Genomic DNA, 14,389 nt, shown 5'->3' on the forward strand with positions numbered 1-14,389 from the left:
TAGTACTGGACGTACTTGGGTTTTCGGCCGGTGCGGCGAGAGGACGTGCCGGGCGTCGCGACGGGGCGAACATTGCCTGCTGCGGCACTAGCCGGACCCGGGAGGGGCGGCCCGCGCCGGCCGCCCCTCACCCCCGCGCCGACCACCGGTAGTGCAGCTCCGGGCGGCCCACCTGCCCGTACCGCGGCTCCTTCGTCACGAGCCCCTGCTCGACCAGGTGCTCCAGATAGCGCCGGGCGGTGATCCGCGACAGCCCCGCCGCCTCCGCGAGCGCCACCGCCGTCAGCTCCCCGGGCGCCGCCCGCAGCGCACCCGTCACCCGGTCCAGGGTCGGCGCGCTCAGCCCCTTCGGCAACTGCGCCGGTCTCGGCGCGCGCAGCGCCGCGAGCGCCCGGTCGACGTCCTCCTGCCCGGCCGCCTCGCCCGCCGCCGTACGGAACTGCGCGTACCGCACGAGCCGGTCCCGCAGCGTCGCGAAGGTGAAGGGCTTCAGCACGTACTGCACCACCCCGAGCGACACGCCCTCGCGTACGACGCCCAGGTCCCGCGCCGAGGTCACCGCGATCACGTCGGCGCGGTGACCGGCCGAGCGCAGCGCCCGCACGAGACCGAGACCGTGCCCGTCCGGCAGGTACAGGTCGAGCAGCAGCAGGTCCACCTCGGCGCGCTCCAGTTCGCGGCGCGCCCCGGCGGCCGAGTGCGCGACGCCCGTGACCCGGAAACCGGGCACCCGCTCGACGTACAACCGGTGCGCGTCCGCCGCGACCGCCTCGTCCTCCACGACGAGTACCCGGATCGGCTCGGCCCCTGCGGTCACGGCCCCGCTCTCCCTCCGGCCGTTCGTCATCCCGTCGTCACCCCTTCGTCCGCCGGGCCGCCCGCGTCCGCCCCGGCGGCGTCCAGCGGCAGCCGCACGGTGAACTCCGCGCCGCCCCCCTCGCCGGTGCGCGCCGTCACGCTGCCGCCCGCGCGCCGCACCGCCTGCCGTACGAGGGCGAGGCCCAGCCCGTGCGCGCCTGGCTCCGCCGATTTGGTGCTCCAGCCGTGCCGGAACACGTCCTGCGCGTGACCGGGCGACAGCCCCGGGCCGTTGTCGGCGACCCGCAGCAGCAACTGCCCCATACCTTCCGCCCGGGCCGTGACGGTGACCCGCGCGCCCGGCGCCCCCTGCGCCGCGTCCACCGCGTTGTCGACGAGGTTGCCGAGCACCGTCACGAGGTCACGGCCCGGCAGCGAACGCGGCAGCAGCCCGTCGTCGATGCGGCTGTCCTCGCTCACGACGAGTTCGACGCCGTGCTCGTGGGCGTACGCCGTCTTGCCGAGCAGCAGCGCGGCGAGCATCGGTTCACCGACCGCGCCCACCACCCGGTCGGTCAGCGTCTGCGCGAGCTCCAGTTCGGCCGTCGCGAACTCCACCGCCTCCTCGGCGCGGCCCAGTTCGATGAGCGACACGACCGTGTGCAGCCGGTTCGCCGCCTCGTGCGCCTGCGAGCGCAGCGCCCGGGTGAACCCCCGCTCCGCGTCCAACTCGCCCATCAGTGACCGCAGTTCCGTATGGTCCCGCAGAGTGATCACGGTCCCGGAGCGTTCCCCGCCGCGCACCGGCGAGGTGTTGACGACGAGCACCCGCTCCCGCGTGAGATGCACCTCGTCCACCCGCGGCTCCGAGGCCAGCAGCGCCCCGGTCAGCCCCCGCGGCAGGCCGAGTTCGGCGACCGGGCGCCCCACGTGCCGACCGGGCCCCAGGCCCAGCAGCTCCCGCGCCCCGTCGTTGATCAGCGCGACCGCCCGCCGCCCGTCCAGCATCAGCAGCCCCTCGCGCACCGCGTGCAGCGCCGCCTCGTGGTAGTCGTGCACGCGGCTCAGCTCGGTCGCGTTCATGCCGTGCGTATGACGGCGCAGCCGCGCGTTCACGACGTACGTCCCCGTGCCGCCGAGGAGCAGGGCGGCGGCGGCCACCGCGCACAGGGCCGTCAGCTGCTCGCGCACGCGCTCGCTGATCGTCCCCACGTCGATCCCGGCGCTCACCAGGCCCACGATCCGCCCGCCGTCCCTGACCGGCGTCACGACCCGCACCGAGGTGCCGAGCGTCCCCCTGTACGTCTCCGAGAAGGTCTGCCCGCGCAGGGCGGGGCCCGTGTGCCCGAGGAAGCGCTCGCCGATCCGGCCGGGCGTCGGGTGGGACCAGCGGATGCCGGCCGGCGACATGATCGTGACGAAGGTGAGGTCCGCGTCCACCCTGACCTTCTCCGCGTACGGCTGGAGCCGCACGGTGGGCGCGGGCGTGCGGATCGCCTCGCGCACCGAGGGGGAGTCCGCGACGGCCCGGGCCGCGGCGGTCACCTGCTGCTGGGCGGAGCGGCGCGCCTGCGAGCGGTCGCTCAGGTAGGTGAACAGCGCGCAGCCCGCCACCACGACCGCCACCAGGACGACCTGCATCGCGAAGAGCTGGCCGGCCAGGCTGCGGGGACGGAACAGACGCATCCGCCCAGTGTGCCCGTGTCCGCGGTGGGCGCCGACCCCCGTCATGAACTCAATGAACACAAGGGTGACGGGGCTCACCGGCTGCGGAATCATCGCGGCAGCCCGGAGGCGCGCGGAGACCGTGAGCCGCGACCGCAGCAGCGTATCCGGGCGGGCCGGACCGCCTCAGCCGATCCGCCGAATCCGCCCGGACCACCGGCTCGACCGGCCAGGGCGTGGACGGGCGGCCGGGGTGAGCCACAGAGCCGAGACAGAGCCGACAGAGCCGATGACGTCTTCAAGGAGGCACCCCGTGTCAGCAACCGAGGCACCCCAGGCACCCGAGGGACCGCGGGCGCCCGCTGCCCGGCGGGACCGGACCCACTACCTGTACCTGGCCGTGATCGGGGCCGTCGTCCTCGGGATCGTCCTCGGCTTCGCCGCCCCCGGGGTGGCCGTCGAACTGAAGCCGCTGGGCACGGGGTTCGTGAACCTCATCAAGATGATGATCTCGCCGATCATCTTCTGCACGATCGTGCTGGGCATCGGTTCGGTGCGCAAGGCCGCGAAGGTCGGCGCGGTCGGCGGACTCGCCCTCGTCTACTTCCTCGTGATGTCCACCGTCGCGCTCGCCATCGGCCTCCTGGTCGGCAACTTCCTGGAGCCCGGCCAGGGCCTGCACCTGACCGAGGCGGTGCGGCACGCCGGTGAGGCGCAGACGGCGGGCGACTCCGAATCGCTCACCGACTTCGCGCTCGGCATCATCCCGGCCACCATGGTCTCCGCCTTCACGAGCGGCGAGGTGCTCCAGACCCTGCTGATCGCCCTGCTCGTCGGCTTCGGTCTCCAGGCCCTCGGCCGCTCCGGCGAGCCGGTCCTGCGCGGCGTCGGCCATCTCCAGCGGCTCGTCTTCCGGGTCCTGTCGATGATCATGTGGGCGGCCCCGGTCGGCGCGTTCGGCGCGATGGCCGCCGTGGTCGGCGAGACCGGCGTGGACGCGCTCAAGTCGCTCGCCGTCATCATGATCGGCTTCTACGCGACCTGTCTGCTGTTCGTCCTCGTCGTCCTCGGCGCGATGCTGCGCTTCGTCGCGGGCGTCAACATCCTGCTGCTGCTGAAGTACCTGGGCCGCGAGTTCCTGCTCATCCTCTCCACCTCCTCCTCCGAGTCGGCGCTGCCCCGGCTCATCGCGAAGATGGAGCACCTCGGGGTGAGCCGTCCGGTCGTCGGCATCACCGTGCCGACCGGCTACTCCTTCAACCTCGACGGGACCGCGATCTACCTCACCATGGCCTCGATCTTCGTGGCCGAGGCGATGGACCAGCCGCTCTCGGTGGGCCAGCAGATCTCCCTGCTCGTCTTCATGATCATCGCCTCGAAGGGCGCGGCGGGCGTCACCGGCGCCGGCCTCGCGACCCTCGCGGGCGGCCTCCAGTCGCACCGGCCCGAACTGGTCGACGGCGTCGGCCTGATCGTCGGCATCGACCGCTTCATGAGCGAGGCCCGCGCCATGACCAACTTCGCCGGCAACGCGGTGGCCGCCGTCCTCATCGGCACCTGGACCAAGGAGATCGACAAGACCCAGGTCGACGAGGTCCTGGCCGGCCGCAGGCCCTTCGACGAGACGACCCTCGTGGACGACCACGGCCCGGCGGACGAGCCCGAACCCGAGGCCGGGGTACCGGAGCAGCACGAGCGGACGCCCGCACCGTCCGTGGACACGCGAAAGGGCTGAGCCGGGCGGCACACGACCCCGTCCCCAGGGAAGCGCGGCGCCGGACAGATCCGATCTGTCCGGCGCCGCCCGCTTCCCGGTGCGTACCGGCTCCCGCACGGGCATGCCGGGCAGCGGCCGGGGACAGGCGCAAGGGTGACGACGGCCGGGACCCACGAGAGGATGGACGGACCCGCGAGACGGCGGAGCGGCTCCGCGACAGACCGAGGGGCCGAAACGCCGAGGGGCCGGCCGAGGACAGGACAGCGACGACGAGGAGGCAGCGCACCGATGAGGATCGCGCTCGCACAGCTCACCACGGGACCCGACCCGGCGCGGAACCTGGAACTGATCGAGGAGTACACCCGCCGCGCCGCCCACGAGGGCGCCCGGCTGGTCGTCTTCCCCGAGGCGTCGATGGCCTGCTTCGGCATCCCCCTCGGCCCCCTCGCCCAGCCGTTGGACGGCCCGTGGGCCGAGGGGGTCCGCGCGCTCGCGGCCCGCCACGGGATCGTCGTCGTCGCGGGCATGTTCACCCCGGCGCCCGACGGCCGGGTCACCAACACGCTGCTGGCCACCGGACCGGGTGTCGAGGCGGCCTACGACAAGATCCACCTCTACGACGCCTTCGGCTTCGAGGAGTCGCGTACGGTCGCCCCCGGCTCCGAGGTCGTCACCATCGAGGTCGACGGTGTCCGTACGGGCCTCGCGACCTGCTACGACGTGCGCTTCCCCGAACTCTTCCGCGCGCACGCCGACGCGGGCGCCGACCTGACCGTCCTGCCCGCCTCGTGGGGCGCGGGCCCCGGCAAGCGCGAGCAGTGGGAGCTGCTGGTACGGGCCCGGGCCCTCGACGCGACGCTGTGGGTGGCCGCCGCCGGGCAGGCCGACCCGGCGCACGGCGCGGCCGGTGGGGCCACCGCCCCCGGCAAGGCGCCCACCGGCATCGGGCACAGCCTCCTCGCGGGCCCCGACGGCACGGTGCGGGCCGCCGCCGGAGCCGCCCCCGAGCTGCTGTTCGCCGAGGTCGACCCGGCGGAGACCCAAGCGGTGCGCAAGACGATCCCGGTGCTGGCCAACCGCCGCCTGCCGGGCGTCTGAGCGCCGCCTGCCGGGAATCGGTCTCCCGCGCTGGCCTTGACCCCGGCGTCAAGGATTACGTTCCTGTCATGCCCAGCGGTGAGATGCGTATCGGTGAACTGGCCGCGCGGGCCGGGACGACGACCCGGACCCTGCGCTACTACGAGGCGCGCGGACTGCTGCCCGCGCGCCGGGACGGCAACGGCTACCGGACCTACGGGGAGGAGGACCTGCGGCTCGTGCGGCAGATCCGGACGCTCCAGGACTTCGGGTTCGGCCTGGAGGAGACCCGGCCCTTCGTGGAGTGCCTGCGTGCCGGGCACCCCGAGGGGGACTCGTGCCCGGCCTCGCTCGGGGTCTACCGGCGCAAGCTCGGCGAACTCGACGAGCTGATCGAGCGACTGGTCGCCGTACGGGCGGCGGTCGGCGGACAGCTGGAGCGCGCCGAGCGGGCGGTACGCGCACTCGCCGAGGACACCGCCGGACCGGGAACCCCCGGCCCACGATGCGAACTGGCAGGAGAGGTGGCCCCCACATGACAGCGACACGGCGCAGCGAGGTGCCCGAGGTGACCGACGAGGACTTCGGGGCGGAGGTGCTGCTGTCCCCGCGCCCGGTCCTGGTCGAGTTCACCGCGGCCTGGTGCCCGCCGTGCCGGCAGATGGCGCCGGTGCTCCACGCGCTCGCGGAGGCGGAGCGGCAGTGGCTCAAGGTGGTCCAGCTCGACGTGGACACCAACCCGGACACGACCCTGGAGTACGGCGTCCTGTCGATGCCGACCCTCGTGGTCTTCCAGGACGGGGAGCCGGTCGGCCAGGTCGTCGGCGCCCGCTCGGGCCGCAGACTGCGCGAGGAACTCGACCGCATCCTCGGCCGGGACTGAGCGCGGGGCCCGCCGGAACCGAGGCGAAGAGCGCACAAAAAATGCCCTGGCCGCTTGACGGCCGGGGCATGTGGCTGCGTATATTGGTCAGTTCCGTGTGCCGAGCGATTCGCCACACAACGACCTTCTCTTTACACCTTATCCGGCGAGGAGCTGCATTGTCAACCGAGGCACACGAGGCGACCGAAAACGGCGGCGGAGCCGCACAACTGCGGGCCGAACAGGAATACGTCGATCTCCTCCACGCCCGTCTCGACGCCCTGCGCGCCCGCGCCGAGGGCTCCGCGCGATCCGCTCTCGGGCAGGTCGGGCAGGGCCACCAGGCCAAACTGGAACGCGACGTCGCCGCGTTCGAGTACCGCAGGACGGCCGCCGAACTCGGCGGGGTCGAGGACGGACTCTGTTTCGGCCGCGTCGACCTGCGCGGCGGCGAGAGCCACCACATCGGGCGCATCGGACTGCGCGCCGAGGACCAGGAACGCACCCCGCTGCTCATCGACTGGCGCGCCCCGGTCGCCCGCCCCTTCTACCTCGCCACCGGGCACACCCCGATGGGCGTGCGCAGGCGCCGGCACCTCACCACCAAGGACCGGACCGTCACCGCCCTGCACGACGAGACGCTCGACCTCGACGGCGCGGCCCCCGGGGAGTTCGAGAACCCCAGCGGGGACGCCGTGCTGCTCGGCGCGCTCAATGCCGCCCGCACCGGCCGGATGGGCGACATCGTGCGCACCATCCAGGCCGAGCAGGACGAGATCATCCGCGCCCCGCACCAGGGCGTGCTGGTCGTCGAGGGCGGCCCCGGCACCGGCAAGACCGCCGTCGCCCTGCACCGCGCCGCCTATCTCCTCTACACGCACCGCGAACGGCTCTCCCGCAGCGCCGTCCTGATCGTCGGCCCCAACGGCGCCTTCCTCAACTACATCGGGGAGGTCCTGCCCTCCCTCGGCGAGACCGGAGTCTGGCTCGCGACCCCCGCGGAGCTGTACCCCGGCGTCCGCGCGACCGGCACCGACACCCCGCGCGCCGCCGCCGTCAAGGGCGCCGCGCGCATGGCCGAGGTGCTCGCCCGGGCCCTCGCCGACCGGGAGGCACTGCCCGAGCCCGTCCTGGAGATCGCGCACGAGGACTACGGCACCCTCACCCTGGACCGGGCCACCGCCGCCGAGGCCAGGGACCGGGCCCGCGCCGCGCTGCTGCCGCACAACCTGGCCCGCCCGCACTTCGCCTTCCGCATCATCGACGCGCTCACCGCCCAGCTCGCCGACCGCATCGGCGCCGACCCCTACGGCGGGCCCAACCTCCTCGACCCCACCGACATCGCGGAACTCGGCAAGGAGGTCGCCGCGAGCCCCGCCGTCCAGGAGGCCATCGAGACGCTGTGGCCCCGGCTGAGCCCCGAACGCCTCCTGACCGACTACCTCGCCGAGCCCACCCACCTGCCCGACGCGGACGCCGACGCGATCCGCCGCGCGCCCGGCACCTGGTCCGGCAGCACCTTCACGCCCGCGCCCTGGACCCCCGCCGACGTACCGCTCCTGGACGAGGCCGCCGAACTCCTCGGCGAGGACGACAGCGTGCGCCGCGCCGAGACCGAACGGCGCCGCCGCGAGGACGTCGCCTTCGCGCAGGGCGTCCTGGACGTCGCGCACGCCTCCAGGACCTACGAGTTCGAGGACGAGGAGTCCGAGGTCCTCGGCGTCCAGGACCTCATCGACGCCGAACGCCTCGCCGAACGGCAGGAGGAGGACGACCACCGCAGCGCCGCCGAACGCGCCGCCGAGGACCGCACCTGGGCCTTCGGCCACATCATCGTCGACGAGGCGCAGGAACTGTCCGCGATGACCTGGCGGCTGCTCATGCGGCGCAGCCCGGGCCGCTCGATGACCCTGGTCGGCGACCCCGCGCAGACCGCCGACCCGGCCGGCCTCGGCACCTGGGACGCGATCCTCGCCCCCTACGTCGGCGACCGCTACGCCTTCCACCGGCTGGACGTCAACTACCGCACGCCCACCGAGATCATGGACCTGGCCGCCGCCGTCCCGCGCTCCATGAACCCGGCCTTCGAGCCGCCGCGCTCGGTGCGCTCCACCGGCGTACGGCCGTGGGTGCGCGCAAGCACGGAGGGCACCCTCCCCGACGCCGTCGCCGAGGCGGTCGCCGAGGCCGTCCCGCGCGCGGGACGCCTCGCGGTCATCGCCCCGCGCGCACTGCACCACACCCTGGTCAGCCGGCTGCCCGAGGTGTCCGCCGGGGCCTCGCCCGACCTCACGAGCCCCGTCGTCCTGCTCGACCCCCGCCAGGCCAAGGGCCTGGAGTTCGACGAGGTCCTGGTCGTGGAACCGCAGCAGTACGCCGACAGCGACCTGTACGTCGCGCTGACCCGCGCGACCCAGCGACTCGGCCTGCTGCACACCGAACCGCTCCCGGACGCGCTGGCCATAGCGCTGAAGGCGTAAGGGGGGACAGGCGCGGGGGCTGACGGGCCGGGCGGTGCGGGGCCGGTCCGTCACCCCTATTACCCTGCACACACACCGGGCCGCTCCGGACGGACCGGCCATCGGTGAGGGGACAGACACGCGAACCTCCCGGCGGCGGGCCCGGGTGATCGCGGCCAAGGCCCCGTCCACCGGTCGACGCGCGGGAGAGCGCGTGCGGCGCTTCGAGATCGTCACGCCCCTGTCGGCCCGCCCGAGCGGGTGTTCGCCGCATGCCTCGACGTGGAGGCGCACACCCGGTCGATGGCCTCCTCGGGTGAACAGGCCGTCGGCGGCACCACCCGGGGCGCCCTGACCCTGGGCCAGTCCGTCACCTTCCGGGCCCGGCACTCCGGCCTGGCCTGGCAGCTCACCGCCCGCATCACCTCCTGGGAACCGCCGAGGTACTTCGTGGACGAGCAGGTGTCCGGCCCGTTCAGGAGCTGGCGCCACGCCCACACCTTCGAGCCGGACGGCAAGGGCGGCACCGTCATGACCGCCACGATCGAGTTCGCCTCCCCCCCTGGGCGTCCTCGGCCGCGTGGCCGACCGCGCCGTTCTCGGCTGGTACATGCCCCGGCTGATCACTTCGCGCAACGCCTATTTGTCCACGACGCTCTGACCGCTCACGTCATGCGGGTCTCCGCGCCGCGAGCGCGGGGATCTCGGCGATCTTCTCCGCTGCGAGAACGGCCCAGTCGATCCCGGACGGCCGGTGGGAGCCGGTGCAGACAAGTGTCTCGTCGGGCGTCACGATGAGGTCGACGCTCACATCGTGCCCGGCGGTGGGGACCGGCGTGTCGGTCACCTGGAGGGCGTGGACGGTGGTGACGACGATCGTCTCCGGGCTCACCAGTCCGGCCTCGGTGAGGAGGGCGAACTCGATGTCGGAGTAGCCGGCGCCCTTGCCGACACGGGCACCGTCGCGGTTGACGGCGACGCTGCCGAGGACGATCAGGTCCAGGGGCCGGAGGGCGTCGACCTCGACAGTGGGGGCGATCGCGGCGGCGGTGCGGCCGACTGCGGCCTCGGCGGGCGGGACGGTGAGAGCCGCCGGGTCGAGGAGGTAGAAGGGTTTTTGAGCGGCCAGCTTCGGTACCGCCATGTAGACCGTCTTGCCCTCCTCCAAAGCCCTTACCCGTACGGGGAGTTGGGCCTTGTCCGGCACGGCTTTGACGAAGCTCGCGCGGCGCCAGGCCGGGAGTGCCGCAAGACGTGTCGCCGCTTCCTCGGCGCCCTTGAAGTGGGGGATGCGGCCGTGGACGGAGGCGTCGTGGACGGCGTGTGCGGCGGTCAGGGCGTCCCAGACCTGCGTGCGCACCGCCTGCTTGGCCCGGTCCAGGGAACTGGCTGCCACCGGTGTCTCCTCCGTTCGCCCAGCGGCGTGACGGCGGAGGGCGGGCCCGCTCCATCGGCGGCCCCGCCCCCTCACCTCAAACCGAACTCGAAACCGGTCTCACACCGGCCGCAGCCACACCGTCGCGAGCGGCGGCAGGGTCAGGCGCAGGCTGGCCGGGCGGCCGTGGGCGGCCGTGGGGTCCGTCTTCACGGGCTGCGGGGTGGTGATCCCCGAGCCGCCGAAGCGTTCGGCGTCCGTGTTCAGGACCTCCTGCCAGGCGCCGAACTCCTCCGGGACGCCGAGCCGGTAGTCCTCGCGTACGGCCGGGGAGAAGTGGCTCACCGCGAGCAGCGGGGCGCCCTCCTTGTCGTAGCGCAGGAAGGCCAGGACGTTGTCCTCGGCGGCGTCGCCCACGACCCAGGAGAAGCCGCCCGGGTCGGTGTCGCGCTGCCACAGCGCGGGCGCCCCCCGGTACACCGCGTTCAGTTCGCTCACCAGGTCCTTGACGCCCCGGTGGTCCGCCTGGGCCGGGTAGTCGGGGTCCAGCAGCCACCAGTCCGGGCCGCTCGCCTCCGACCACTCCGAGCCCTGCGCGAACTCCTGCCCCATGAAGAGGAGTTGCTTGCCGGGATGGGCCCACATGAAGCCGAGGTAGGCGCGGACGGTGGCCCGCCGCTGCCACCAGTCGCCCGGGATCTTCGACACGAGCGACTGCTTGCCGTGCACGACCTCGTCGTGCGAGATGGGCAGCACGTAGTTCTCGCTGTACGCGTACACCATCGAGAAGGTCATCTCGTTGTGGTGGTACTTGCGGTGCACCGGCTCCTTGGCGACGTACTCCAGCGAGTCGTGCATCCAGCCCATGTTCCACTTCAGCCCGAAGCCGAGCCCGCCGAAACCGCCGGGGCCCGACTGGTCGGTGGGCCGGGTCACGCCGTCCCAGGCCGTGGACTCCTCGGCGATCGTCACGACCCCCGGGTTGCGGCGGTAGACCGTCGCGTTCATCTCCTGGAGGAAACGCACCGCGTCCAGGTCCTCCCGGCCGCCGTACACGTTCGGCGACCACTGGCCGTACTCGCGCGAGTAGTCGAGGTAGAGCATCGAGGCGACGGCGTCCACCCGCAGCCCGTCGATGTGGAACTCCTCGCACCAGTAAGTGGCGTTCGCCACAAGGAAGTTGCGCACCTCGGTGCGGCCGAAGTCGAAGACCAGCGTGCCCCAGTCGGGGTGCGCCGCGCGCTGCGGGTCGCCGTGCTCGTACAGTGGGCGGCCGTCGAACTGCGCGAGCGCCCACTCGTCGCGCGGGAAGTGCGCCGGGACCCAGTCCATGAGGACCCCGATGCCCGCGCGGTGCAGCGCGTCGACCAGGAAGCGGAAGTCGTCCGGGGTGCCCAGGCGCGAGGTCGGCGCGTAGAAACCGGTGACCTGGTAGCCCCAGGAGCCGCCGAAGGGATGCTCGGCCACCGGCATCAGCTCGACGTGCGTGAAGCCCGTCTCCTTGACGTAGGCGGGCAGTTCCTCGGCGAGCTGCCGGTAGGTCAGGCCCGGCCGCCAGGACGCCAGGTGCACCTCGTACACCGAGAAGGGCGCCTCGTGGAGGGGCCGGTCCGCGCGGTGCGCGAGCCAGTCCGCGTCCTGCCACTCGTAGTGCGAGGCGTCGACCACGGAGGCCGTCGCGGGCGGCACCTCGGTCCTGCGGGCCATCGGGTCGGCCTTGCGGGAGAGGGAACCGTCCGGCCGGGTGATCTCGTACTTGTACAGCTCGCCCTCGCCGACGCCGGGCAGGAACAGCTCCCACACCCCGGTCGCGCCGAGCGAGCGCATCGGATGACCCACGCCGTCCCAGTAGTTGAAACCGCCGATCACCCGCACGCCCCGCGCGTTGGGCGCCCACACCGTGAACCGGGTGCCCGTCACCCCGTCGACCGTCATGATCCGCGCGCCCAGCGCCCGCCACAGCTCCTCGTGCCGGCCCTCGCCGATCAGGTGCAGATCGAGGTCGCCGAGCGCGGGCAGGAAGCGGTAGGGCTCCTCGCACAGCAGCGGCTCGTCCCGGCCCGGGTAGGTCACGAGCAGCCGGTGGCGGGTGGGGCCGGGCAGCACCGCCGAGAAGAACCCCTCGCCGTCCGCGTGCAGCTCGGTGCGGGTGCCGTCCTCGTCGACGGCCACCACCGCGGAGGCGTGCGGCTTCAGGGCCCGTACGACACAGCCCGAGCCGCCCGGCGCGGGATGCGCGCCGAGCACCGCGTGCGGGTCGTGGTGGGTCCCGGCGAGCAGCCGGTGCCGGTCCCCGTCCGGGACGGCCGCGGAGGACGGGGCCGCGGCGGGCCCGGCCGGCGCGTCCGGGGTCAGGGCGAGCGCCGCTTCGCCGGGCTCCTCCTTGGGCGCGGGCAGAACGGCCGGCGGCTTCTGCGGCTTGGCCTTCTTGGGAATCTTGCGGGAGGACGACGAGCGGGGGGTCACGGGAGAAACCTCCTCGGAGACGGGACGGACGAACGGACGGACGACGGGACGCGCGACCCGGGGGCCGCAGGGAGGACACGCGGGCGCGGTGAGGCGGCCCTCGGGGCGAGCCTGGCACGGAACGGCCCCTGCCGCCCGGCTCGGCGCGAACGCGTCGGGCGGCTCAGCGAAAACGCGTCGCGGTGCAGCGAAAACGCGTCGCGGTTCAGTGGAAGCGCGTCGGGCGGCGGCCCGGCCACGGTTCGCCGCGCGCCCCGGCCGCGCCCTCCCGGCCGCGCGCCCGCGTCCGGCCCGACGTGGAGACGGGCACCGGCGGGCCGCCGGGCGGGGCGAGCCGGCCCGCGCCGCCCGCGAGCCGCTCGATCGCCGCGAGCGGCACCGGCAGCCAGTCGGGACGGTGCCGCGCCTCGTACAGCACCTCGTACACGGCCTTGTCGGTCTCGTAGGCGCGCAACAGGTCCGCGTCCTGCCGCGGGTCCTGCCCCGAGACCTCGGCGTACCCCGCGCAGTAGGCGGCCCGGCAGTCGTTCGCCCACTCGGGTGCCCACGGCTCGTGCGAACGGGCCGCGTAGTCGAAGGAGCGCAGCATTCCGGCCACGTCCCGTACCGGCGGGAAGGCCATCCGGCGTTCGGCGAGCGGCCGGGCCGGCTCGCCCTCGAAGTCGATGACCGACCAGTAGCCGTCCGCGGAACGCAGGCACTGGCCCAGGTGCAGATCGCCGTGCACCCGCTGCGCCTGCCACGTCCTGCCCTCCTCCCCGGCCCGGCCCAGCCGCGCGAAGGCGTCCCGCAGCCCGGGCACGTACGGCCGCAGCTGCGGGACGGCCGAGGCGGCGCTCTGCAGCCGCTGCTCCATCGCGGAGGCCAGCGCGGTGAGCTGCGCGCGGCCCAGCGTCACGGTGGGCAGCGCCTCGGCGAGCGCGGTGTGCACCTCGGCGGTCGCACGGCCCAGGGCGTGCGCGTCGGCCGTGAAGTCCTCATCCGCGGCGAGCCTGCGCAGCGCCCGCTCCCAGCCGTCCTCGGAGCCCTTCAGGAAGGGCTGGAGCACACCGAGGACGTACGGCTCGGCCGGTGTCGTCGCCGGTGCCTCCTGCGGTTCTGCCTGCATCCAGGCGACCGGGGCCGGAACCCGGGTGCAGCCCTGACGGGCCAGCACCATCGGCAGCTCCAGGTCCGGGTTGGCGCCCGGCACGACACGGCGGAACAGCTTCAGGATGAGGGTGTCCCCGTAGACCAGCGAGGAGTTCGACTGCTCGGAACCCAGGGCCCTCGGGGGCAGGCCGACCGGGATGGCGGCGCGCGAGTCGCGGCCGAAGCGCAGATCGCCCTGGCGCCCCGGCAGCCGCATGCGTTCCAGCAGCAGCTCCGCCGGGCGCGGGTCCTGGAGCGCCTCGTACACGGTGTACCCGGCGAGCGGCCCCTGCTCCAGCCGGCCGATCAGGGCGGCCGCCAGTCGCGGCGGCAGTTCGCGGCGCACGCCCAGCAGGAGCTGATAGCAGTCGGCGCTGAGGTCGGCGGCGGTCTCCGTGGAGTGCTGGCCCGCGCGCACCAGCAGGTGCAGCAGCCCCGGCGTGCCCGAGTCGCCGCCCCAGGGCAGCAGTTCGGTGGCCGAGACCAGTTCGAATCCGGTGACCGGGCGGCCCTTGCCCGCGAACCAGCGCTGCCGGGGCAGCCAGGAACGCAGCAGGGGGTCGAGGGAGGCGAGCAGTTCCCCCGGTTCCGGAGTGGGCTGGGGGGAAGGAACGAGCGTGCTGGGAGCATCCGACATGGCGGCGGTCGCGTCCTTTCCCCGGGTACACCTGCAGGATCGCGCGCCCGTGCCCCGGAATCGGCATCCGGCGAGCGGACAGTGCGCGCAGCCCCACGGTGACCGGCGGGGCAGTAGGGAAGTGGTCCGTACGAGCGACGAGTCGAAAGGAGATACGACCCGTCCGGTGGTACCGGTATCCGGGAGGGTGCCCAGGGTCGGA

At 73.6% G+C, this 14,389-nt stretch carries 10 protein-coding genes and 1 pseudogene; 6 read left to right on the forward strand and 5 right to left on the reverse strand.

What is annotated here, in order from left to right; all coding sequences use genetic code 11:
• Nucleotides 1-127: 127 nt before the first annotated feature.
• The gene (locus tag AB0J21_RS28545; RefSeq protein WP_363149025.1) at nucleotides 128-817 is read right to left on the reverse strand and encodes a response regulator; all 690 of its coding nucleotides are present in this window, start codon (nucleotides 815-817) and stop codon (nucleotides 128-130) included.
• 26 nt (nucleotides 818-843) lie between these two features.
• Nucleotides 844-2,484, reverse strand: coding sequence for a sensor histidine kinase (locus AB0J21_RS28550; RefSeq protein WP_363149026.1), 1,641 nt, complete (start codon nucleotides 2,482-2,484; stop codon nucleotides 844-846).
• 292 nt (nucleotides 2,485-2,776) lie between these two features.
• Here AB0J21_RS28550 and AB0J21_RS28555 point away from each other — a divergent pair, with 292 nt between their 5' ends.
• From AB0J21_RS28555 to AB0J21_RS28580, 6 genes and pseudogenes are all read left to right on the forward strand, one after another.
• The gene (locus tag AB0J21_RS28555; RefSeq protein WP_363149027.1) at nucleotides 2,777-4,198 is read left to right on the forward strand and encodes a cation:dicarboxylase symporter family transporter; all 1,422 of its coding nucleotides are present in this window, start codon (nucleotides 2,777-2,779) and stop codon (nucleotides 4,196-4,198) included.
• Between the two features lie 270 nt (nucleotides 4,199-4,468).
• Nucleotides 4,469-5,278 (forward strand): carbon-nitrogen hydrolase family protein, encoded by an 810-nt coding sequence (locus AB0J21_RS28560; protein ID WP_363149028.1) that lies wholly within the window; start codon nucleotides 4,469-4,471, stop codon nucleotides 5,276-5,278.
• An 83-nt stretch (nucleotides 5,279-5,361) separates the two neighbouring features.
• Nucleotides 5,362-5,796, forward strand: coding sequence for a MerR family transcriptional regulator (locus AB0J21_RS28565; RefSeq protein WP_363149139.1), 435 nt, complete (start codon nucleotides 5,362-5,364; stop codon nucleotides 5,794-5,796).
• On the forward strand, nucleotides 5,793-6,140 hold the full coding sequence (locus AB0J21_RS28570) for a thioredoxin domain-containing protein (RefSeq protein WP_363149029.1): 348 nt from the start codon (nucleotides 5,793-5,795) through the stop codon (nucleotides 6,138-6,140). The genes AB0J21_RS28565 and AB0J21_RS28570 overlap by 4 nt, the downstream gene beginning before the upstream one ends.
• A gap of 209 nt (nucleotides 6,141-6,349) precedes the next feature.
• Nucleotides 6,350-8,599 carry an AAA family ATPase gene (locus tag AB0J21_RS28575; RefSeq protein WP_363149140.1) on the forward strand — a complete coding sequence of 750 codons (2,250 nt, stop codon included), beginning with the start codon at nucleotides 6,350-6,352 and terminating at the stop codon, nucleotides 8,597-8,599.
• Between the two features lie 282 nt (nucleotides 8,600-8,881).
• Nucleotides 8,882-9,091 (forward strand): annotated as a pseudogene (locus AB0J21_RS28580) (cyclase); the annotation flags it as partial.
• A gap of 157 nt (nucleotides 9,092-9,248) precedes the next feature.
• Here the strand turns inward: AB0J21_RS28580 and AB0J21_RS28585 are convergent.
• The 3 genes from AB0J21_RS28585 to AB0J21_RS28595 all read right to left on the reverse strand — a co-directional run bounded on the left by AB0J21_RS28585 (nucleotide 9,249) and on the right by AB0J21_RS28595 (nucleotide 14,187).
• Nucleotides 9,249-9,974: a 5-formyltetrahydrofolate cyclo-ligase gene (locus AB0J21_RS28585; RefSeq protein WP_363149030.1), complete on the reverse strand. Its 726-nt coding sequence runs from the start codon at nucleotides 9,972-9,974 to the stop codon at nucleotides 9,249-9,251.
• Nucleotides 9,975-10,073: 99 nt separating this feature from the next.
• Nucleotides 10,074-12,419: a 1,4-alpha-glucan branching enzyme gene (gene glgB, locus AB0J21_RS28590; RefSeq protein WP_363149031.1), complete on the reverse strand. Its 2,346-nt coding sequence runs from the start codon at nucleotides 12,417-12,419 to the stop codon at nucleotides 10,074-10,076.
• A gap of 205 nt (nucleotides 12,420-12,624) precedes the next feature.
• Complete coding sequence (locus AB0J21_RS28595; protein ID WP_363149032.1) at nucleotides 12,625-14,187, reverse strand: maltokinase; 1,563 nt, start codon at nucleotides 14,185-14,187, stop codon at nucleotides 12,625-12,627.
• Nucleotides 14,188-14,389: the final 202 nt, after the last annotated feature.

Origin of the sequence: Streptomyces sp. NPDC049954, assembly GCF_040656295.1 — a bacterium.
In the GTDB taxonomy this organism is placed as follows: Bacteria; Actinomycetota; Actinomycetes; order Streptomycetales; family Streptomycetaceae; genus Streptomyces.